This window comes from Arthrobacter sp. RCC_34 (assembly GCF_041360795.1).
Taxonomy (GTDB): Bacteria; Actinomycetota; Actinomycetes; order Actinomycetales; family Micrococcaceae; genus Arthrobacter_E.
The window spans coordinates 469,828-490,205 of record NZ_JBFUPW010000001.1; the positions used below are offsets into that span (position 1 = coordinate 469,828).

Below are 20,378 nucleotides of genomic sequence, written 5' to 3' on the forward strand. Positions count from 1 at the left end.
GTCCGGTGGTGGCTCGCAGCGATGCGGGAGCACCACGATCGAACGTTGACTGAAAGGACGCCCCCGTGGCTGAGGATCTGAACCGCTATGACGCTGAGCTCACCCTGCCCAGCATGGTGATCCTGGAAATGGAAGCCACGGACCGCGAGGACGCCGCGGCCCAGCTGGCGCAGCGGCTGTTCATGGCCGGCCGGGTGTCCAATCTGGAGGGGTTCCTCGAGAGCGTCAACTCTCGTGAGCATCAGATGGCGACCGGCCTGCCGGGCGGCATCGGACTCCCGCATGCCCGCAGCGACTACGTCACCCAGCCGTCGATCGCCGTCGGCGTCACCAGGTACGGGCACTCGCTCGACTTCGGTGCGGCGGACGGCCCTGCGAATCTCATCCTGCTCATCGCGACGCCGGCCCAGTCGTTCTCGGAGCACCTCGAGGTGCTGGCGACGCTGGCGCGTTCGCTGTCCAAGGAAAGCTACCGTGAGTCCCTCCGCCGGGCTCATGACCCCGAGGTCATCGCCGAGCTGATCAACACGTCGCTGGTGTTCTTCGACCACTGACGGGGCTGCTGACCCGGAGCACTGACCCGGGCCGCTGACCTCCGTCAGGTCCCTGCTTAGACAGACATTCCCCGACGCCACAGCGCCGGGGAAAGTCCGTTCAAGCAGGGATCCGTCACTCGCTGCGCCACGACCTCCACAGGGCGGCATAGGACCCGTCGAGCGCCAGCAGCTCGTCGTGGCTGCCCAGCTCGGTGATCCGGCCGTCCTCCACGACGGCGACCCGGTCGGCGTCGTGGGCGGTGTGCAGACGGTGGGCGATCGCCACCACGGTGCGACCGCTCAGCACGGCGCCGAGAGAACGCTCCACGCTGCGGGCCGCCTGCGGATCGATGAGGCTGGTCGCTTCGTCGAGCACCAGCGTGTGAGGGTCGGCCAGGACCAGGCGGGCCAGGGCGAGCTCCTGAGCCTGCGACGGCGTCAGCGCGTGACCTCCGGAGCCCAGCTCGGTCTCCAGTCCGTCCTGGAGAGCGGAGAACCACGGGCCGGCGCCCACATCGTCGAGGGCGGCGAGCAGCTCGCCGTCGCTCGCGTCCTCCTTGCCCAGGCGCAGATTGTCCGCCAGGGTTCCCACGAACACGTGGTGCTCCTGCGTCACTAAGGCCACCTCACGGCGGAGCTCCTCCACCGGCAGGTCCACCAGGGGCACGCCACCGACGGTGACCGCTCCGGACGTCGGCGGGTTGATGCCCGCGATCAGGCGGCCGAGCGTCGACTTGCCGGCGCCGGAGGGACCCACCATGGCGAGCCGCTCCCCGGGCACCAGCTCCAGATCCACCCCGTGCAGGACGTTCCGGCCGGCACGGTAGGCGAAGGTCGCGTCGCGCAGTGAGATCCTGCTGCCGTCAGGGGTCTCGCCGCTCACCTCACGGTCCGCGGGAACCTCCTTGACGCCTACGATCCTCGCGAGCGAGGCGGCTCCGAACTGCAGTTCGTCGAGCCACATGATGAGCGTGTTCACCGGTTCCACGAGGGCCACGGCATACAGCGCGACGGCGGCGACGGACCCTGCAGACACGGCGCCCACCGAGACCAGCCAGCCGCCCCAGAGCACCACGAGCACGGCCGGGAGCCACAGTGCCAGTTCGGTCACCGGGAACAGCATCGAGCGCAGCCAGAGCGTGTACTTCTCCGCTTCGAAGCCTTCCCGGATCGCGGTGCGGGTGCGGTGGATGCGCTGCGGGCCGAGGCTGAGGGCATCCACCGTGAGGGCGCCGTCCGCGGCCTCGGAGATGGTCCCGTCGATGGTGCCGTACGCCGCGTGCTCGCGCTGGTAGCCGGGTCCGGAGCGCTTGAGGTACCAGCGGGTGACCGGGATGATGAACGGCGCGCTGACCAGCAGCCCCAGGCCGAGCAGCGGGGACACCACGAGTGCCGCGGCGAGCGTCAGCGTCACGGTGACCACGGCGACCAGGAGGCGGGGCACCCCGAAGCGCACCGCGTGGGAGAGCGCCTCGACGTCGTTGGTCGTGCGGGAGAGCAGATCGCCCGTGCCGGCGCGCTCCACAGTGGAGAGCGGCAGCGACGTGACGTCACCCATGAACTCCTCGCGGAGGTCGGCGAACACCTTCTCCCCGAGGACCATCGAACGGTAGGAGGCGAGGCGCTGCAGGAGGGCCTGCGCCACCACCGACCCCAGGAGGGCCACGCTCAGGGCGGTCACCGTGGACATGGTGGTCCCCGACGTCACGGTGTCCACCAGGCGCCCGATGATGAACGGCCCCACGAGGCCCATGATCGCCGCGGCCGCGTAGAAGACCATGACGCCGATCAGGCCGCGCTGGTTGCGCCGGAGCAGCCTCCAGGCCTCCGCGCGGACCTGCGCGGAGGCGGCGATCGGCAGGCGGTTGCCGGGGCGGGGGAGAGCGGCGGCCGCCTCGGGCAGACTCTGACGCGCCTCGTTCTCCTCCAGCAGAGGTTCCTCGAAGGACTCCACCGTGTTACTCACTGCGAATCACGACCATTCGGTACTCGGGACAGCGCTCCAGCAATTCGGCGTGGGTGCCGGTGAGTGGTGCGCCGGTTTCGGGAAGGTAGATGACGCGGTCCATCGCGTGCAGCAGCAGCGGACTCGCGGTGGTCACGAGGGTCGCGGCGCCGCCGTGACCGGTCAGCGCGCCGCGGGAGTGCGAGAGCCCCTCCGCGATCCGCGCTTCGGTATGAGCGTCCACCGCGCTGGTGGGCTCCACCAGGAGCAGGAACTCGGCCTCGCTCAGGAGCGCCCGGGCGAGGGACAGCCGCTGACGCTGACCACCGGAGAAACTGCGGCCCTTCTCGTCGACCTCGTGGTCCAGGCCCTCCTCCAGCGCGTCCAGGATGTCCAGGCCGGCGGCCGACTCGAGCGCCTCCAGGATGCGCTCGTCGCTGTGGCGGCCCTGCGGGTCGAGGGTGCTGCGCAGGCTGCCGGTGAACAGCTGCGCCTCGGCCTGGCTGAACACGATCCTCCGGCGGATGTCCGCCAGCGGATACGCCTCGAGAGGGAGGTCTCCCCACAGAACGTTGCGGGACTCGGCGTCGTCGAAACGCCCCAGGCGCTTGGCCACCGCGGCCGAACGGCCCGGGTCTGAGCAGACCAGCGCGGTGAGCCCGCGCGGCGGGACCGTCACGCCGCTTTCGCCGTCCTCCAGCGGGGACGACGACGGCGGCGCCGACGTGCCGTCGTCGCTCACGAGAGGCGGCGCCCCCAGGAGTTTGCTGACCTTGCGCGCGCCGACGATACCGCGGATACCCACGTTGAGGGCCTCGGAGCCGGTCCGGATCGGAGCGACGAGGAACACCGAGAACCCGTACAGGGACATGAGCTGGCCCGGGGTGATGGTGCCGTCCAGGGCCAGCGCCGCACCCGTGAAGGTGAAGAACACGCTGAACGCGCCGCCGATGAGCAGCTGTGAGGCTTCCAGGGTCGCGACCGATTTCGCCACCTCGATACCCTGCTGGCGCGCGTGCTGGGAGCGTTCGCGGTACCGGTTGACGAAGATGCGCTCGCCGCCGATGCCACGGAGCACCCGGAGGCCGGCGACCGTGTCCGCTCCCACGGAGGACATCTTGCCGGTCGCCTCACGCTGGGCCTGCTGGCGCTTCTGGAAGGGTTTGACCACGAAGACCAGGAGGGCGCCGAGCACGGGCACGCCGACCAGGACCGCGAGGCCGAGGGGCAGGTGGATGCCGGCCACGAGCGCGGAGACGACGAGGTAGGAGACGATCGAGCCGGAGAGCCGGGCCGTCACGTCGAAGAGCTGTCCGATGCGCGGGGCGTCGTTGGACGCGACCGTCACGATCTCGCCGGTGGGCACGGCCCGTCCCACGGACTCGCCGCCGCGCGCCACCTTCACTCCGATGAGTTCCTTGGTGGTCAGGGCGGCCTGGAGCCAGTTGCTCACGGCGAGGCGGTGCCTGATGGTGGTGGTCGCCGCCTGGATTGCCGCGAGGCACAGGAAAATCGCCGTCCAGAACAGCAGCGCGCTGAAGTCCTGGGCGACCACGCCCAGATCCAGGGCCTTGCCGATCACAAACGGGGCGAAGGCCTGTGACAGCATCCAGATGATGCCGAAGAAGAATCCGCCGATGAGCGTGGGCAGCTGCAGACGTCCCAGCCAGAGCAGGAATCCGCGGGGGGAGAGACCGAAAGGCTCGTTGGAACGGGGGTATGGGTACTCTCGCACAGCGCCAGCCTAAATGAGGCCTGAGTCACAGGGAAGTTCATATGAAAGATTTCTTTCGGGAAGTTCTGGAATAAAGCGTTCTGGCTGGTGGAGGGCCATTCTGTTACGGGCGCCGGACCGGTCGCGAGGGCCTGCTCGGGTCGCGTGGGGGTCGCGCGGGCGGGAAGTGGCTTTTGGGGAATTCCGAGGTTCAGCAAGTACGGTGGAATGGTGCTGAAAACTGCCCTCAAGCCGCGTTGGATCGCCGGATTGCTCTTCGCGCTGCTGGTGTCCACGGTCTTCGTGCTCCTCAGCCAATGGCAGTTCGGGCGCTCCACGGAGCAGGAGAAGACCCCGGACAGTGCGCTGGAGTCACCCCGGCCCTTGAGCGAGGTGCTCAAGCCGGGCAGTTTCTTCCCCTCCTCGGTCGCGGACCAGATGGTCACGCTGACCGGGCACTATGACCCTTCGCGCCAGGTGCTGGTCAAGGACCGGCTGCTGGACGGCCGGAGCGGCTTCTGGGTGGTCACCGCGTTCGCCGTCGACGGCGCCCCGCGCCTCGCCGGGGCGAAATCAACCCCCGCCACCTGGATCCCCGTGGCCCGTGGCTGGATCGCGTCGGAAGACCAGGCTCCCCGGGCGCCGCAAGGTCAGATCGCCCTCACGGGCCGGCTGGTCCCGTCCGAGGCCCCCACCGTCACGCAGGATCTCCCGCAGAGCAGCTACGCGAATCTGTCCGTGGCCGAACTCATCAACGTCTGGGACGTCTCGAGCTACCAGGGCTTCGTCGGCGCCAGCCAGGAGAAGAGCGCCGGGCAGGATGTCGGGGCCCGTGACGACTCGGACCTCAAGCCCCTGCGACTGAAGGCGGCGCCTCCCGAGCAGGGCGTGAACTGGCTCAACATCTTCTATGCCGTGGAGTGGGTGGTCTTCGCAGGATTCGCCCTCTTCATCTGGTGGCGACTCGTGAAGGACGACTACCAGCGGCAGCTTGAAGCGGAAGAGGACGCGGCGCTGTTGGCCCGCCACGAGTCCGCTTCGCAGAACACCCCCGATGATCACAGGAGCAGCGAATGATCGACCCCAAGCCCGCAGGCACCCCCGCCCCTCGTCCGCGGCGTTTCGGAGGGACGGAACAGCAGATCCGTTCCGCGCTGAAGTTCTACAAGGTCCTGGCGTACGCCACGGGCTCGTTCCTGCTCCTGCTCTGCGTCGAGCTCATCCTGCGGTACGGCTTCGGCCAGTTCCTCTTCGCGGGCGGCACGAACGCCGTGACGGGGCAGCCTCACGTGTTCGGTCTGGCCAGTGCCGACCCGGCCGGTGTGGTGGGCGGCGCCAACCTCTCCATCATCGTGCTGATCGTGCACGGCTGGATGTACGTGCTGTACCTGATCTCCAACTTCCGCCTCTGGAGCCTCATGCGCTGGCCGTTCGGCAAGCTCGTGGTCCTGGCCCTCGGCGGTGTGGTGCCGTTCCTCTCCTTCATCGTCGAGAAGAAGACCCACGCCGAGGTGGAGTCTGAACTCGCGGCGAACCCCCAGGGCGCCAGCCGCTACTGAGCGGTCCGTTTCACCAGGTCACGACGACGCCGGGCGGTCGCGCTGAGCGGCCGCCCGGCGTCGTCGTGCGTCAGGATCCCGCGTACGACGGCGGGCGCGCGCCACTGCTGTGACGGCCGCGGTTGTGAGCCGCACTACTCGGAGGCCGTCCGGTGTGCGGGGGAGTGCCCCGGGACCGTATCCTTGAGGGGTGACCAATTCCCCCGCAGCTCAGACTTCTCAGCGCCCCGTGCTGGTGGTTGACTACGGTGCACAGTACGCGCAGCTGATCGCCCGCCGCGTGCGTGAGGCGAATGTGTATTCGGAGATCGTTCCGCACACGCTCAGCACCGAACAACTTCTGGCCAAGAACCCCGCCGCCATCATCCTTTCGGGTGGTCCTTCCAGCGTTTACGCCGAAGGCGCCCCGAACGTCGGCGCGGACCTTTTCGAGGCCGGCGTCCCCGTCCTCGGCATCTGCTACGGCTTCCAGGCCATGGCTCGCGCCCTCGGCGGCGAGGTGGCCCAGACCGGACTCCGCGAGTACGGCTCCACCGAGACCACCCTGATCGGTGAGCCCCACTCGCTGCTGGAAGGCGTGACCGACCACCGTTCGTGGATGAGCCACGGCGACTCGGTGCACCGCGCTCCGGAAGGTTTCGAAGTCCTCGCCACCACGGCCGGCGCCCCGGTGGCGGCTTTCGCCAACGAGGAGAAATGCCTGTACGGCGTGCAGTGGCACCCCGAGGTCAAGCACTCCGAGAGCGGTCAGAAGATCCTCGAGAACTTCCTCTACAAGGGCGCGGGCCTGGACGCGAACTGGACCACCGGCAACATCGTCGAGGACCAGGTCGAGCGCATCCGCGAGCAGGTGGGCGACGCCCGGGTGATCTGCGGCCTGTCCGGCGGTGTGGACTCCGCCGTGGCGGCCGCCCTGGTGCAGCGCGCGGTGGGCGACCAGCTGACCTGTGTGTTCGTGAACCACGGGCTGCTGCGCGAAGGCGAGGCCGAGCAGGTGGAGCGCGACTTCGTCGCCGCCACCGGCGCCAACCTTTACGTCGCCAATGAGCAGGAGCGCTTCCTGAACGCCCTGGCCGGGGTCAGCGATCCCGAGACCAAGCGCAAGATCATCGGCCGCGAGTTCATCCGCGCCTTCGAAGAGGCCGAGCGCGCGATCATCGCCGAGGCGGCTGCCGACGGCGAGAGCATCAAGTTCCTGGTCCAGGGCACCCTGTACCCGGACGTCGTCGAGTCCGGCGGCGGCGAGGGAACGGCCAATATCAAGAGCCACCACAACGTGGGCGGCCTGCCGGAGGACCTCCAGTTCGAACTGGTGGAGCCCCTGCGCACGCTGTTCAAGGACGAGGTCCGCGCTGTCGGCGCCCAGCTCGGCCTGCCGGCCGAAATCGTGGGACGCCAGCCGTTCCCGGGCCCGGGTCTGGGCATCCGCATCGTCGGTGAGATCACCGCCGAGCGCCTGGATCTGCTGCGCAAGGCCGACGCGATCGCCCGCGCCGAGCTGACCGCCGCCGGCCTGGACAACGAAGTGTGGCAGATGCCTGTCGTGCTGCTCGCCGATGTGCGCAGCGTGGGTGTCCAAGGCGACGGCCGCAGCTACGGTCACCCGATCGTCCTGCGTCCCGTGTCCAGCGAGGACGCCATGACGGCCGACTGGTCGCGCCTGCCGTACGACCTGCTCGCCCGCATCTCCAACCGCATCACCAACGAGGTGGATGGCGTGAACCGCGTGGTGCTGGACGTGACCAGCAAGCCGCCGGGAACCATCGAGTGGGAGTGATCCCACCTGGCTGGTGAACCGTGACCGGTCCGCTTCTGCGGGCCGGTCACGGCTTTTTCCCCGGAATTCCGCTGGACTTTGACAAGTCGTGGGCGTTGCAAGCCCCGGTGGCGCTCCGGGGCGGATACCCTCGAAGGTATGCCTATCTGGTCTAAAGCCTCACGCGCCAGTGCAGCCAGTGCAGAGAAGAAGGAACCCGTGCCGGAGAACCCACAACACGACGAACGCTCCGAGGAGCTGAGCCGCTGGCTCGCCGCGTTCGCGCCGGTGTCAGGTCCGGACACCCTGCTGCGCTTCTCTCGCACGGCGGATGGCACCATCGACCTGGCGCACGCCCACCCGTCCGGCCTCGCCCAGCTGATGGCGGGCCGGAAGACCCGCCTGTCCACGCTCATCCGCGAGCCGCAGGATTACACCCGTGCGGCCCGGGCCGCACGGAGCATCCGCGCCAAGGTCTATGAGATGGGCAATGAGCGGGGCATCGACGTCGGCTACCTTTCGGCTGGAACCGCCGTGTGGACGTCGGCCGTCGGCGGCAAGCCACAGCGCGTCACGGCTCCGGTCCTGCTGGCCGCCATCAGCCTGAGCCTGCGTCCCAGCGGCGACGACTACGAACTCCAGGTTCTGGAACAGGCGCGGATCAATCCCGCACTCGTCCGGCACCTCAAGACCGTGCACGGCATCATCTTCGACGTCAATGCCCTGGCCCGCTTGGCGTACAGCACCGCCCGCTTCGATCCGCAGCCTGTGCTGGAACGGATGGAGACGGTCATCTCGCCGATCCATGGCGCCGAGATCCTGCCGGAACTGCTGGTCTCCACTTTCGCCGACCTCCCGCAGGACCTGGACGACCCGTGGATCAGCGATCGTCACGAGCTGATCTCCGCTCTGGCGGATCCGAGCAGTGTGGAACCTCGTGTGCCCATCACGGCCGAGGAATTCGTGCCGCTGGACGAGCGTGATCCTGCGGATGAGTTCCTGCTGCTCGACGCCGACGCGTCCCAGCAGCTGGCCCTCGACGTCGTGCGGGCCGGCGACTCCGTGGTCATCTCCGCGCCTCCCGGCACGGGTCAGACCCAGACGGTGATCAACGCCCTCGGTGAGCTCGTGATGGCAGGGAAGTCCGTCCTGGTCGTAGGCGAGCGACGCACCTCCCTGGCCGAGCTCAACCAGCGGCTCGCGGGCCTGGGCCTGGAAACCCTGGTGCTGCCCCTGAGCACGAGTTCCAACCCGGCCCAGCTCAAGGCCCAGCTGATCCAGGCGATCGTGCGCAATGAGAAGGCCGAGGAGCCACAGCTCGAGCAGTTGCACAGCACCCTGCGGGCCCGCCGCCATTCCCTGGCTGAGCACGTCGCCTCGCTGCACAACGTCCGGTCGCGGTGGGGCTGCTCGCCGTATCAGGCGATGCAGGCGCTGGCCCGAGCCGTCGCCACTGACACGACGCCAGGCACGACCGTGCGCCTCAAGCGCAGCGTCCTGGACAGCATCAAGGACCGTGAGGCCACCGCGACGCAGCTGATCCGTGCCGCAGAGCTGGGCAGTTTCACCCGGTCCACCGTGACGAGCGAATGGCATGGCGCGCGTCTCCTCACTCGCAAGGAAGCCCAGGAGGCGCACGAGACGGCCGTCCGCCTGAACGCCTCGGTTCCGGAGTTGCGCCGCCGTATGGAGGAGTTCGCCGAACAGGCCCAGCTCCACCTCGGTGCGAACTTCCACGAATGGGGCGAGCAGCTCGGGCTGTTCCTCGGCATGCGTGACAGCCTCAGCCGCTTCTCCGTGGAGATCTTCGACCGCGACGTCCACGACTTCATCGCGGCCACGGCTCCGAGTGCCTGGCGCCGCGAGCGGGGCATCGAGATGACGAGCCTGGGCCGCGCCAAGCTGCGCAAGTACGCCAAGGAGTTCGTCCGTCCGGGCGTGCACATCCTTGACCTGCACGAGAGCCTCAAAGAAGTCCAGGTCCAGCGTGAGCAGTGGTCCAAGTACGCGGCGTCGCAGCGGCACCCCGTGGTGCCCTCCGGCCTCGCCGACCTCGACACCCGCTACACGGAGGTCAAGAAGGACCTTCTGACCCTGAGCCAGGCGCTCAAGGGAACCCGCGGCGGCACCGACCTGCAGGAGATGCCGCTGGCCGCTCTGGAGACTCGTCTGGCCTCGCTGAGTGGCGACACCGAGGCTCTGGAGACCCTTCCCGAGCGCACCCTGATCCTGGACAGCCTGCGCGGCCAGGGTCTCGACGAGCTGCTCGATGACCTGGCGGCCCGTGAGGTCCCCGCCGAGGCCGTCAGCGCCGAACTGGATCTCGCGTGGTGGCAGTCGGTCCTCGAAGCGATGATCAGCGGCGATGACTACCTCGCGATGTCCGACGGCGACAGCCTCCGCACGATGGAGGGCGAGTTCCGCCTCGCGGACAGCGCCCACGTCGCCAGTGGCGCCGGACGCCTGCGATGGTCGCTGGCTCAGCGCTGGCGGGACCTCGTGCAGCGGGAGACCCGCCAGGCCGAACTCCTGCGCAGCCTGCTCAAGGACGGCCGCGTCAGCATGGCCGCCCTCTGGGCCCAGGCTCCGCAGCTGCTCTCCAGCCTGGTCCCGATCTGGACGGTCAGCCCGCATTCGCTGTCGCGCGCTCTGCCGGCCGGTGTCCACTTCGACGCGGTCGTGCTCATCGATGCCGAATCCACCGCATTGCGCAGCGCTCTTCCCGCCTTGGCGCGGGGCACCCAGGTGGTGGCGTTCGGTGACGCGAGCATCGGATCGCCCCGTGCCTTCTCCGTCGCCGTGGAGCGTCCCGACGACCGCACCGATGCCACCCAGACGGTCACGAGTGCCCTCGACGCCCTGAACGAAGTGCTGCCGGGCGTCGAACTGCGCAACGCGTACCGTTCGGTGGATGAGGACCTGAGTCTCCAGCTCAGTCGGTCCTTCTACGGCGAGCGGCTCAACCGTTTGCCCGACGGCAACGCGGTGACCGGGCTCGACCGTTCGATCGTGGTGGAGTACCTGCCGGACGGCACGGGCCTGCCGGTTCAGGGCAAGGAAGCCGTGGAGTCCGTCATGGCCGAGGTCAACCGCGTGGTGGAGCTGGTCTTCGAACACGCGAGGACTCGTCCGCGGCGTTCTCTCGCGGTGGTGACGAGCACGCTGAACCATGCCGCGCGGATCGGTGAGGCCATCAGGCTGCAGCTGCCGAACCACCCCCTGCTGGCCGACTTCTTCCACGGCACCGGGCCGGAGTCCTTCCGCGTGGTGGATCTGGAACGTGCCCGGGGTCTGGTCCGCGATCACATCATCTTCTCCCTCGGCTTCGGCCGGACGCCCCATGGCCGTGCCCTGCACAGCTTCGGGCCCCTGTCGGCGCGCGACGGCCGGGCGAAGTTCGCCCTGGCGATGTCCCGCGCCCGCCAGCACCTGCATGTCCTCAGCTGCTTCAAGCCGGAGGATCTGGACCGAAGCCGCCTGAGTCACGGTGCCGCCGATTTCTACGATCTGCTGGACCGTGAGCTCGGAGGGAACTACTCCTTGGGCAGTCACGCGTCCCGCGCCGCTTCGAGTGACCCGAGCCTGGGGGAGGACGCCCTGGTGGTCGATCTGGCCGAGCGGCTCAGGGTCCGCGGCGCCAGGGTGTGGCACCAGTACGATGGCGCGATCGATGTGGTGGCCGCGGCCGACCCTCTGCACACCATCGGCAAGGACGACTCGGAGATCCCCACTCCGGTGGCCATCGAGTCCGACGGCACCGCCGCCTACCAGAAGCGGTCCATCCGTGAACGGAGCAGGCTGCGTCCCGAGCTGTTGGAGCGGATGGGCTGGCGGCATGTGTCCCTCTGGACGATCGAAGTCTTCACGGACCCGTCGTTCTGTGCCGACCGGATCGCCTCCTACCTCCACTTGGACGGTGACGACCGGAACGGAACCGAGAACACCGCCACCGGCTTCATGACGCAGGTCAATCTGGACGATGACGGAGCGTTGTGAGCGGCAGGCCGGGAGATCCGCTGGACGGCCGGGACGGGGTCCCGACCGCCGGCGAGGAATGTGACTCCGCGGCGTCCGGAGCATCAGGCCGACGGCCTGCCGCGGACGACACGTCCGGCACCGGCCGGAAGCGTCGGGGTTCACGCCGGGCCACTCTTCATGTGACACGTCTGGACGTGGCCGTGGGGCAGTCGATGGTGCTGCCGGCGCCGGCGAAGGTCCCGGGGGCACCAGGGTCATCACCGGTCGAGGGGAGTCCGACGGCGCAGTCCGCGGCCGCTGCCGAACCCACTGCCGAACCCACTGCGACGCCCTCACCGGAGCCCCGCAAGCGGAGCGGTCTTCCGCAGGGCGGCATCCTGCCGGACAAGGCCGCGGAAGACCTCGACGTTGCCTGGGGCGGGTCGGCGGGGAATCCTGAGCGGGACGACTGGTTGAAGGAGCAACGGCCCCCGCACTGGGACTGACCACATCCGCGCTGACGGTTCCTGTGCTGCTTGTCCCTGTACTGACCGCTTCTGTACTGGCCGCCCCGATACCGAAGGTGTCCTGCGTCCCGCCGGTGCCGTCCGCAGACCCGGCGAAGCGGGTGATGCGACGACCGGCGCCGTGTCGGGCGGTGGTCATCGGACCAGCACGAAGGACAGCCGGCCCTGACGTTGGACGCCGGCCAGCGATCTGGACTGCGCGGACGTGGCTCCCACCACCACGAGACCGGGGGACTCGTCCCCTCCGAGCCAGGAGCCGGAGCTTTTCTCCCCTTGCCCGATCCAGAGGACCGTGACCTGGGATGCGAGAACCTGCGAACCCCGGTCGTCGGGTGTCCGGGTGGCTTCGGGCGCGGTTTCGGGACTGAGGACCACGTCGATGAGCTGACCGGGACTCAGAATCCGCAGCGATGAGGGATCGGCCATGCGGAGGGGCACCGCCGTGGTGCCGGGTGGAGTTCCCGCGAGGAGACCGGGGCCTGTCAGCGACGTGTCGTTGAGGACCTGGCCGCGGCGCAGGGGAGTGGCCAGCCGGCGTCCGAGCAGTGGCGCGGGATCACGGTAGCTGCCGTCAGGTACCGCCTGTGGAGGGAGCTGCACGGTCGTCAACTGATGCCGATCCAGCGTGGCGCCCGCGGGGAGTTCCGCCGAGGCGGCCACCACCGAAGTCCGCGCTGCGGGCTCCGGCGTGAGCTGGTACACCGTGAGACTGGCTGCCGCGGCAAGGCCGGCCGCCGCGAGGAAGCGGCGGTGCCGGATGGTCCAGGAGCGGATTCGATCCGGAATGGAGGTGCGGCGCGGGCCGGACGATGGTTTCCTCATACCTTGAGGCTAGGGAGCGACCGGACTCCCGAAGGGGCTGATTCCGTCTATGTGGACAGACGAGGCGCCGCTCTGGTCTCCCCCTGTGGAGGAGACCAGAGGACACTGATCAGATCAGTTGCCGCCGCTCGCCGGCGTCGCCGCGGGGGCCGGTGAGCTGGATGCCGTGGAGGCCGCCGGCACGGTGCTCTGTGAGGAGGAGCCGCGGGAATCGGTGCGGTAGAAGCCGGAACCCTTGAAGACCACGCCCACACTGTTGAACTTCTTGCGCAGCGTGCCGCCGCACTCGGGGCACGTGGTCAGAGAGTTGTCACTGAAAGACTGGACGATCTCGAAATCGTGGCCGCAGTCCTTGCAGGCATACGCATAAGTCGGCACGGATTCTCCTCAGTTCTCTGGGTCCTGAACGGATACGGATTAGCACTGTCAGGTTCCGAGTGCCAATTCTATCAAAGAGCTCAACGCCCGGACGGTGGAATCACTTCCCGAAGGACCGCCACTGATGCTCCGTCACCACGGCATCCACGGGACGATCGAGTGGACCCACGGCGAACGAACCCTCCGGGACGAACTCCGATTCGAACACCAGAGCGGCGAGGGGAACGTCATGCCCCGTGTCCGCCAGGGTCGCCAGGAAGCGGTCGTAGTACCCGCCGCCCTGTCCCAGCCTGTTTCCCGCCGCGTCCACGGCGGTGGCCGGAAGGAACATGACGTCCAGCCCGGGGCCGTCCGCGGCGAACAGCTCCTGAAAGCCGAGCCCGGGACCCACGGGTTCGTCAACCGGGGCGAGAGTGCTTCGGCGAACCTCGATGCCGGGATGCCAGCGGACCCACTCCATGAGGTGCCCGGGAAGGCAGACCGGGACCAGCACCGTGCAGCCGCGTTCCCGGAGAGCAAGGAGGAGGGCCGGGGTGGGCGGTTCCAGGGCGGCGTTCAGGTAGCACGCCACGCTGGGAGCGGACGAGCCGTCCGCGGGCAGCACCGTGCTGAGCCAGGCCATCGCCTGCGCCGCGAAGGACCCGCTCAGCCGTGCGGCGTCGTCGTCGGTGCGGAGAGCGGCGTCCGCGCGGCGCCGGGTGCGCTGGACGCTCCGGAATTCCGCTTTATCTGCTGGCATGGGTTGAACCGTCATTCTGTCGCAGGAAAACTCGGGAGGAGGGAGTGGTGACTGTATCGGCTAGATTAGTCCTGTGACCGAACAGAAGCAGATCCGTAAAGCCGTCATCCCGGCCGCCGGCCTGGGAACCCGATTCCTGCCGGCCACGAAGGCCATGCCCAAGGAAATGCTGCCGGTGGTGGACAAGCCGGCCATTCAATATGTGGTGGAAGAAGCGTCCAGCGTCGGTCTGGACGACATTCTGATGATCACCGGCCGCAGCAAGCGAGCCCTGGAGGACCACTTCGACCGTGTCCCGTCGCTCGAAGCGACGCTCGAGGCCAAGGGCGATGCCCGCAAGCTCTCCGCGATCCAGGAGTCCACGAATCTCGCCGACATCCACTACCTCCGCCAGGGCGACCCCCTCGGCCTGGGCCACGCGGTGCTGCGTGCTCAGCAGCACGTGGGCCAGGAACCGTTCGCGGTGCTGCTCGGCGACGACCTGATCGACCCCCGCGACGAACTGCTCTCCATCATGATGAAGGTGCAGCAGAAGACCGGCGGTTCCGTGATCGCCCTCATCGAGGTCGAGCCGGACCAGATCAGCGCCTACGGCTGCGCCGACATCTCCCCTGTGGAAGGCGAGGACTTCGTCCGCGTCAGCCAGCTGGTCGAGAAGCCGTCCGTCGAAGAGGCTCCGTCCAACCTGGCCGTGATCGGCCGTTATGTGCTGCACCCCGCCGTGTTCGACGTGCTCGCCCACACCGAGCCCGGCCGCGGTGGCGAGATCCAGCTGACCGACGCCCTCCAGACGCTCGCCGCCGGCGAGGGCGAAGGCTATGGGGTCTACGGCGTGGTCTTCCGCGGCCGCCGCTACGACACCGGCGACAAGCTGAGCTACCTCAAGGCCGTCATCCAGCTGGCATCGGAAAGTGAGGACCTCGGTCCTGACCTCCGCACCTGGCTTGGCGAGTTCACCTCCGCTCTCTGACGCCGCCGCCGGTGCGTCAGGTTCCGTACTGGCCCGTCACCCTGGAACACGGTGACATCGTCCTGAGGCCCATCCGCCAGAAGGACCGTGTCGAGTGGACGACGGTCCGTCAGCGCAACAAGGACTGGCTGCAGCCCTGGGAGGCGAGCAACCCGAATCCGGGCGGTCGCCTGCCCAGTTACCGGGAGATGGTCAGCTCGCTGCGGATGCAGGCGCGTCAGGGCAGTGCCCTGCCGTTCGTGATCACCGAGCGCAGGGCGGGTCTGGCGGCGCCCGCGATCGTCGGTCAGCTGACCGTCTCCAACATCATGTGGGGGTCCGCCATGATGGCGAGCATCGGGTACTGGGTGGATCAGGACCGGGCCGGGCGGGGCATCGTGCCGACCGCGGTCGCCCTCGCCACGGATTTCTGTTTCGAAGAGCTCGGCCTGCACCGGATGGAGATCAACATCCGTCCGGAGAACACGCCGAGTCTGCGCGTGGTGGAGAAACTCGGTTTCCGCCCGGAAGGTCTGAGGCCGGCGTTTCTCCATATCAACGGCGAATGGGCGGATCATCTCAGCTTCGCATTGACAGCCGATGAAGTCCCCGGTGGTGTCCTGAACCGCTGGCTCACCAGCAGGTGAGTCACCGGGGCCGTCATTTCCCGGCGAGTTGGGCGACACACTAGGTCAAATGGTCAGGGGCGTGGTGGGCACCCCCTAACGTGAAGACTGTGGATTTCCCCATGAGCAGCTCAGTGGTCCTGGTGGCTGCTGTCGCGTTCTGGCTCCTGGGGATCGCACCTTCACTTCTGAAGCGCCGCGTCCGGGTCCGGACCGTGGAACCAGAGGGGGAGGGGCGTCCAGTTCCCTTGCCGGTGGCAAGGATCGGATCCACCGTGACAGTGCAGGACGGCAGCGAGGAGGAAGAGACCGTGCCCATGGAGAATCCAGGCCAGCAAGATCTCTCGGAGAACCCTGTCCGCCGTCCCACGATCAAGACCGGTCGGGCAGCGCTCGCTCTGCTGGGCGCCGTCTCCCTGGTGGCCGTCCCCGTGACGGCCGTCCTCACCCTGTTCTCGGTCGTGGCGCCGAGTGCCCCGCTGCTGTGCCTTTTCGTGACCGTGGCGTGTGTCGCGGTCCTGCGGCAGCTGGCCAAGCGTGATCGTCTGCGTCGGGTGGAACGCGCGTTCCAGGATGCGATGTCCTCCTCTTCCGCCCCAGTGCGCGACGTCGCGGTGGAACGCCCGCTGTCATCGCCCAGTGAGCCTTTCGACGGTTCCCCCGCGGAGCCGGTCAAGGAGGCCGAGGAACCGCCGCTCACGGCGGCTGAGCTGCGGCTCGCGGCCCTCGCCGTCGCACGGGAGATCGGCGACTCCGAGGCCGGGTCCGGCGAGACCTGGGAACCTGTCGATGTCCCGAAGCCCCTGTACGTCGACGCGCCGCGTGCGGAGCGTCCCGCTCCCGAGCCGCTCGACCTGCCGGAGGCCCCGAAGCCCGAGGGCAAGCCGATCATCAAGGACGCTCTCAAGCCGGACCTCGCACAGGCCGTTCAGGCCGGTGCGGCGAACGTCGCCGTGGTGGGACAGGGCCAGTCCGCACTCCGGAATCTGGACGCGATCCTGCAGCGCCGGAGGGCCTGAGCACCGCGTTTTTGAACTTGCGGCTGTTTCTTTGTAGTCTGATCCAGTTGGTTCCCGCGAGAGCGGGTCCGGGGCTATAGCTCAGTTGGTAGAGCGCTTCGTTCGCATCGAAGAGGTCAGGAGTTCGAATCTCCTTAGCTCCACAGTTTCACCGAAGGCCCCTCCTGCTCAGGAGGGGCCTTCGGCCGTTTCGGGGCGGGGCGGGTTCGCCGCGCCGCCGCAAGGTCATCGCTGCCGCTTGGCGGCCTTCTGTGCGAGCTTGAGGAGGCCGCCCGCCTCACGGAGCTCCTCCGGGCTGAATCCGAAGTGATGAGCCGTGCGGATCCAGGCGTAGGTGTCGGCGGCGGAACGGTGGTCCCCGAGACGGGCGAAGCAGGTGGCCAGCGCGAAGGCCGAGGAGCGGGCACGCTGCAGGACGGCGGGTTCCGGGGCGGCGCCGGCGATGTCCAGGACCTGTCGGTGTGCGGTGGCCGAATCCGCGAACAGGGCGAGCCGGTCCAGCAGCAGGCTCTTGTTGCGGAGGGCTTTGACCGCCCTCAGCCGGCGTTCGGGCGACGGCACCGCGGCGTGCTGAACCCACAGGAGGCGGTCGTAGGCCGTCAGAGCACCGTGGACGTCTCCCAGGTCATCGAGCAGCACCGCGCGGTTGTAGAGCGCCGTCTCGCGCGCGCTGACGATGTCGCCGTCGTGCGAGCCTTCCGCGAAGCGGTCGAGCGCGTCGTAGACGTTCAAGGCGGAGGCAGGATCGCCGAGCTGGGCCTGTGCACGGGCCAGGCGGAGGTGCGCCCGGGCATTGATCCGGGCGGCGCGCGTGTCGAGGTCCGGGCGTGGTGGCGCGGCGCGACCCGCCACGAGGGACAGCTCCTCCCAGCGCCCCGCATCCTCGAGCAGCCCGCCCAGGGCGTCGAGCGCGGCCAGCACCAGCAGGACGGTCGCCTGGTCCGTGGGGCGGGGGCCGGCGTCGTCGGTGATGGACCGCAGCACGGCCTCGGCATGCGCGACCTGACCGCCCTTGACCGCCCGGTCCGCTTCGTCGAGGCGTGCCCGCAGATCGCGGTAGCGGGCGCCGGAAGCGCTGTCCGACTGCACCATGGCCGGAACGCTCAGGATGCCCAGATTCTCGCGGGCCAGCCGCACGGTGTCCTGGAGGTCGGCCTCGCTGCTCTCGCCGTGCCGGGCGATCAGGGAGGTGAAGAGCGCGACGGCGGTGTCCTTCCGTCCGCGCTCCGCTTCGACCGTGGCCTGGAGGAGAAGCCGGCGCGCGTCGAGCCCGCGGATGTGAGGGTCGTCGTCCTGCCCGAAGAGGACGCCGAACCGGGCCCGCGCGGCCTCCTGTTCCTCCGGAGAAACGTCCGGGGACTGCCAGAGCGAGAAGAGGGAGTTCGCGGCCTGGGCCCTCTGCCCGGCGTCGTCCGCCGCGGCGAAACGCTCGAGGAGCTCCTCGATGACGGCCCGGGACTCGGTCGGCTGCCCTGCTTCGCGGAGCTGCCGTCCGTGCCAGTACAGGGCCTGGGCGACGACACCCGAGGCATCCGGCAGACCCTCCGCGTTGGCGAAGCGCCCCGGCATCGAGGCCAGGAGCGCCCGCGCCTCCTCGCGCCGGCCGACATCGTCCAGGCGGAGCGCCCGCTCCAGCTCGGCGAGGGCGAACGGCACCCGCAGCTCGGGATCCCTCTCGGCGCCGGGGAACCGCCGTGCCAGGTCTTCCGAGAGCGCGACGGCGCGCACCGGGTCCCCGAGCGCGGCCGTCGCTTCCGCCACCCGGGCCGCCAGACGCAGCCGTGCGGCGACGGTCACCGTGCTGTGGTCCCCGGCGAATGCGGCGTCCGCGTGACCCAGGACCCTGAGGGCCGTGGCCGTGCGGGATGACTGCTCGCCCTGCCGGCCGTAGCGGAGCAGGAGGGCCCACAACAGGCCGTCCCGGAGTTCGTCGTCCGGATGCGCGGCGAAGCGGTTGATGAGAGCCAGATGGCGTGCTTCAGCCTCGGCTTCCCGTAATTCCTCGGGGACACGGAGCAGCACCTCGTCCAGGAAGGCACGGTGCAGTGCGAATCCGCGCCGCGTTTCCTCCGTCAGGGGCAGGGCGAGCACGTCGTCGGCCAGGGATCGGACGGACTGCGCCTCCGCGGCGTCACCTTCCTCGGCGTCCAGGAGCAGCAGCGCGGAGCGGTGCAGGAGGGACCGTGCGTCGGGAAGGTCCGTCGCCTCCTCGATCACCCGCCGGAGCAGCTGAAGGCTCTCGGCGCGGCCGTCGTCGAGCCTCAGCCGGGTCTTCGACGCCTCGTACAGTGCCTGGAGGCGGACGGTCCGGAGGCGGGGGTCGTCCTCGCCGGTCAGCGAGAGAGCCAGGTGTTCGAAGGCACCCGCCACGTCGTTCGCCGGGCGTCCGAGGTGACGTGCGAGCAGACCGGCGGTGAGCAGGGCTTCGGCACGGGCGCGACGGATGACCAGAGGCTCCGCGGGGTCGCTGTAGCGGTCGGCGTAGGCCTCGGCGGCGCGCAGCACGTCCACGAGCACGATGGCGTCGGGATCCGTGCCGTGGATCCACTCGATGCCTTCCAGCTCCGCGAGGGCGCATGCTTCCCGGACCGCGGGGGTCGGCACGCCGCCGGTCAGTTCGGCGAGCAGCCGGAGGCGTTCCGGCGCCAGCGGATACGTCTCGGGGGTGGTTCCGAGCCGGAGCAGGAGGCCCACGGCCTCGGCGACGGCGACCGCCTCCGGTTCGGTCCGGGCGGGCCGGGCGTCCGCCAGGGCGGCGCTGAGCAACTGAACGGCTTGCTCGTCGTCACCGCCGTCGGACAGGACACGGACGAAGGCGAGGAACTCGGCGTCGATGCTCATGGTGCTCCCTACATCCAGCCCTTCTTCTTGAAGATCAGATACAGCAGCGCCGCGAGGGCGACCATCATGCACACGGCGAGCGGATAGCCGAAAGGCCAGGCCAGTTCCGGCATCTCGTGGAAGTTCATGCCGTAGATCCCGGCCACGATGGACGGGGCGAAGAAGATGGCGGCCCAGCCGGAGATCTTCTTGACCTGTTCGTTCTGGGCGAGAGTGACCTCATTCATCCGGTTCGCCGTCAGGGTGCCATCCAGCGTGAGGGCGTTCTGGAGGATTTCCCGGAAGGAGTTCACCCGGGCGATCACGGACGCGACGTGGTCACGGACGTCCCGCAGATTGCGCTGCAGTTCCACGTTGACCTGGTACTTCGTGAAGCCGCGTTCCAGGACCTCCATCATGTCCGGGAGCGGCTGGATGGCCCGCTGGAACTGGATCACCTCGCGGGTGAGTTCGTAGATGCGCCGGGACACCGTGGAGTCTCCCGAGAACAGCTGGTCCTCGATCTCGTCGATGTCGTTCTCCAGGCCGGCGACCACGGGGGAGTAGTCGTCCACCACCTTGTCCAGCAGTGCGTACAGCACGGCTTCCGGGCCCATGCTGAGCAGTTCGGGATTGTCCTCCAGCCGTTTGCGCACCGTCGCGACGCCCTGGGTCTCGGCGTGACGGATGGTCACCACGAAGTCCGGACCGGTGAAGATGTGGAGTTCGCCGAACTCCACGGTCTCCGTGGAGTCGATGTACCGTGCCGGACGGAGCACGGTGAAGAGGGTGGAGTCGTACCGTTCCAGCTTGGGGCGCTGGTGCGCGGTGACGGCGTCCTCGACGGCCAGGGGGTGGAGGCCGAACTCCACCGCGATGTCCTTCATGTCCTCCTGGCTCGGACGGTACAGGCCGAGCCAGGCCATCCCGCCGGTCTCCTCCATGCACTCGCTGGTCTGCAGCACGGACTGAGGCTCGAGAATCCGGCGGCCGTCCACGTAGACGGCGTTGTCGATGATCGTCACGGCTTC

The 20,378-nt window shown here is 68.7% G+C and carries 16 protein-coding genes and 1 tRNA gene; 10 read left to right on the top strand and 7 right to left on the bottom strand.

Annotated elements, in window-relative coordinates:
• The first annotated feature begins 65 nt into the window (after nucleotides 1-65).
• Nucleotides 66-554 (top strand): PTS sugar transporter subunit IIA, encoded by a 489-nt coding sequence (locus tag AB6732_RS02210; protein ID WP_370957920.1) that lies wholly within the window; start codon nucleotides 66-68, stop codon nucleotides 552-554.
• A gap of 115 nt (nucleotides 555-669) precedes the next feature.
• On the opposite strand, the gene AB6732_RS02215 is transcribed toward AB6732_RS02210, so the two are convergent.
• Nucleotides 670-2,439 (bottom strand): ABC transporter ATP-binding protein, encoded by a 1,770-nt coding sequence (locus AB6732_RS02215; RefSeq protein WP_370959579.1) that lies wholly within the window; start codon nucleotides 2,437-2,439, stop codon nucleotides 670-672.
• A 55-nt stretch (nucleotides 2,440-2,494) separates the two neighbouring features.
• A complete protein-coding gene (locus AB6732_RS02220; protein ID WP_370957922.1) occupies nucleotides 2,495-4,216 on the bottom strand; it encodes an ABC transporter ATP-binding protein in 1,722 nt (573 codons plus the stop codon).
• 207 nt (nucleotides 4,217-4,423) lie between these two features.
• On the opposite strand from AB6732_RS02220, the gene AB6732_RS02225 reads away from it, so the two are divergent.
• From AB6732_RS02225 to AB6732_RS02245, 5 genes are all read left to right on the top strand, one after another.
• Nucleotides 4,424-5,272: an SURF1 family protein gene (locus AB6732_RS02225; RefSeq protein ID WP_370957924.1), complete on the top strand. Its 849-nt coding sequence runs from the start codon at nucleotides 4,424-4,426 to the stop codon at nucleotides 5,270-5,272.
• The gene (locus tag AB6732_RS02230) at nucleotides 5,269-5,754 is read left to right on the top strand and encodes a DUF3817 domain-containing protein (RefSeq protein WP_307497702.1); all 486 of its coding nucleotides are present in this window, start codon (nucleotides 5,269-5,271) and stop codon (nucleotides 5,752-5,754) included. Before AB6732_RS02225 ends, AB6732_RS02230 begins: the two co-directional genes overlap by 4 nt.
• A gap of 229 nt (nucleotides 5,755-5,983) precedes the next feature.
• On the top strand, nucleotides 5,984-7,531 hold the full coding sequence (gene guaA / locus AB6732_RS02235; protein ID WP_370959580.1) for a glutamine-hydrolyzing GMP synthase: 1,548 nt from the start codon (nucleotides 5,984-5,986) through the stop codon (nucleotides 7,529-7,531).
• 198 nt (nucleotides 7,532-7,729) lie between these two features.
• A complete protein-coding gene (locus AB6732_RS02240; protein WP_370957926.1) occupies nucleotides 7,730-11,506 on the top strand; it encodes an AAA family ATPase in 3,777 nt (1,258 codons plus the stop codon).
• A gap of 161 nt (nucleotides 11,507-11,667) precedes the next feature.
• The gene (locus tag AB6732_RS02245; RefSeq protein ID WP_370957928.1) at nucleotides 11,668-11,973 is read left to right on the top strand and encodes a hypothetical protein; all 306 of its coding nucleotides are present in this window, start codon (nucleotides 11,668-11,670) and stop codon (nucleotides 11,971-11,973) included.
• 156 nt (nucleotides 11,974-12,129) lie between these two features.
• Here AB6732_RS02245 and cpaB read toward each other — a convergent pair whose 3' ends face one another.
• From cpaB to AB6732_RS02260, 3 genes are all read right to left on the bottom strand, one after another.
• Nucleotides 12,130-12,816, bottom strand: a complete 687-nt coding sequence (gene cpaB / locus AB6732_RS02250; RefSeq protein WP_370957930.1) for a Flp pilus assembly protein CpaB — start codon at nucleotides 12,814-12,816, stop codon at nucleotides 12,130-12,132.
• Nucleotides 12,817-12,930: 114 nt separating this feature from the next.
• The gene (locus AB6732_RS02255) at nucleotides 12,931-13,194 is read right to left on the bottom strand and encodes an FmdB family zinc ribbon protein (RefSeq protein WP_066211371.1); all 264 of its coding nucleotides are present in this window, start codon (nucleotides 13,192-13,194) and stop codon (nucleotides 12,931-12,933) included.
• Between the two features lie 100 nt (nucleotides 13,195-13,294).
• Nucleotides 13,295-13,933, bottom strand: a complete 639-nt coding sequence (locus AB6732_RS02260) for a 5-formyltetrahydrofolate cyclo-ligase (RefSeq protein WP_370957932.1) — start codon at nucleotides 13,931-13,933, stop codon at nucleotides 13,295-13,297.
• Between the two features lie 73 nt (nucleotides 13,934-14,006).
• Here AB6732_RS02260 and galU point away from each other — a divergent pair, with 73 nt between their 5' ends.
• The 4 genes from galU (at nucleotide 14,007) to AB6732_RS02280 (ending at nucleotide 16,670) form a co-directional block, all read left to right on the top strand.
• Complete coding sequence (galU, locus tag AB6732_RS02265; RefSeq protein WP_370957934.1) at nucleotides 14,007-14,903, top strand: UTP--glucose-1-phosphate uridylyltransferase GalU; 897 nt, start codon at nucleotides 14,007-14,009, stop codon at nucleotides 14,901-14,903.
• An 11-nt stretch (nucleotides 14,904-14,914) separates the two neighbouring features.
• Entirely contained in the window at nucleotides 14,915-15,529 is a 615-nt protein-coding gene (locus AB6732_RS02270) for a GNAT family N-acetyltransferase (RefSeq protein ID WP_370957936.1), read from the top strand.
• Nucleotides 15,530-15,630: 101 nt separating this feature from the next.
• Nucleotides 15,631-16,527: a hypothetical protein gene (locus AB6732_RS02275; RefSeq protein WP_370957938.1), complete on the top strand. Its 897-nt coding sequence runs from the start codon at nucleotides 15,631-15,633 to the stop codon at nucleotides 16,525-16,527.
• Nucleotides 16,528-16,597: 70 nt separating this feature from the next.
• Nucleotides 16,598-16,670 (top strand) — tRNA-Ala (locus tag AB6732_RS02280).
• Between the two features lie 82 nt (nucleotides 16,671-16,752).
• Here the strand turns inward: AB6732_RS02280 and AB6732_RS02285 are convergent.
• Nucleotides 16,753-19,368 carry a tetratricopeptide repeat protein gene (locus AB6732_RS02285; RefSeq protein ID WP_370957940.1) on the bottom strand — a complete coding sequence of 872 codons (2,616 nt, stop codon included), beginning with the start codon at nucleotides 19,366-19,368 and terminating at the stop codon, nucleotides 16,753-16,755.
• An 8-nt stretch (nucleotides 19,369-19,376) separates the two neighbouring features.
• Nucleotides 19,377-20,372: a magnesium/cobalt transporter CorA gene (gene corA / locus AB6732_RS02290; protein WP_370957942.1), complete on the bottom strand. Its 996-nt coding sequence runs from the start codon at nucleotides 20,370-20,372 to the stop codon at nucleotides 19,377-19,379.
• Nucleotides 20,373-20,378 lie beyond the last annotated feature (6 nt).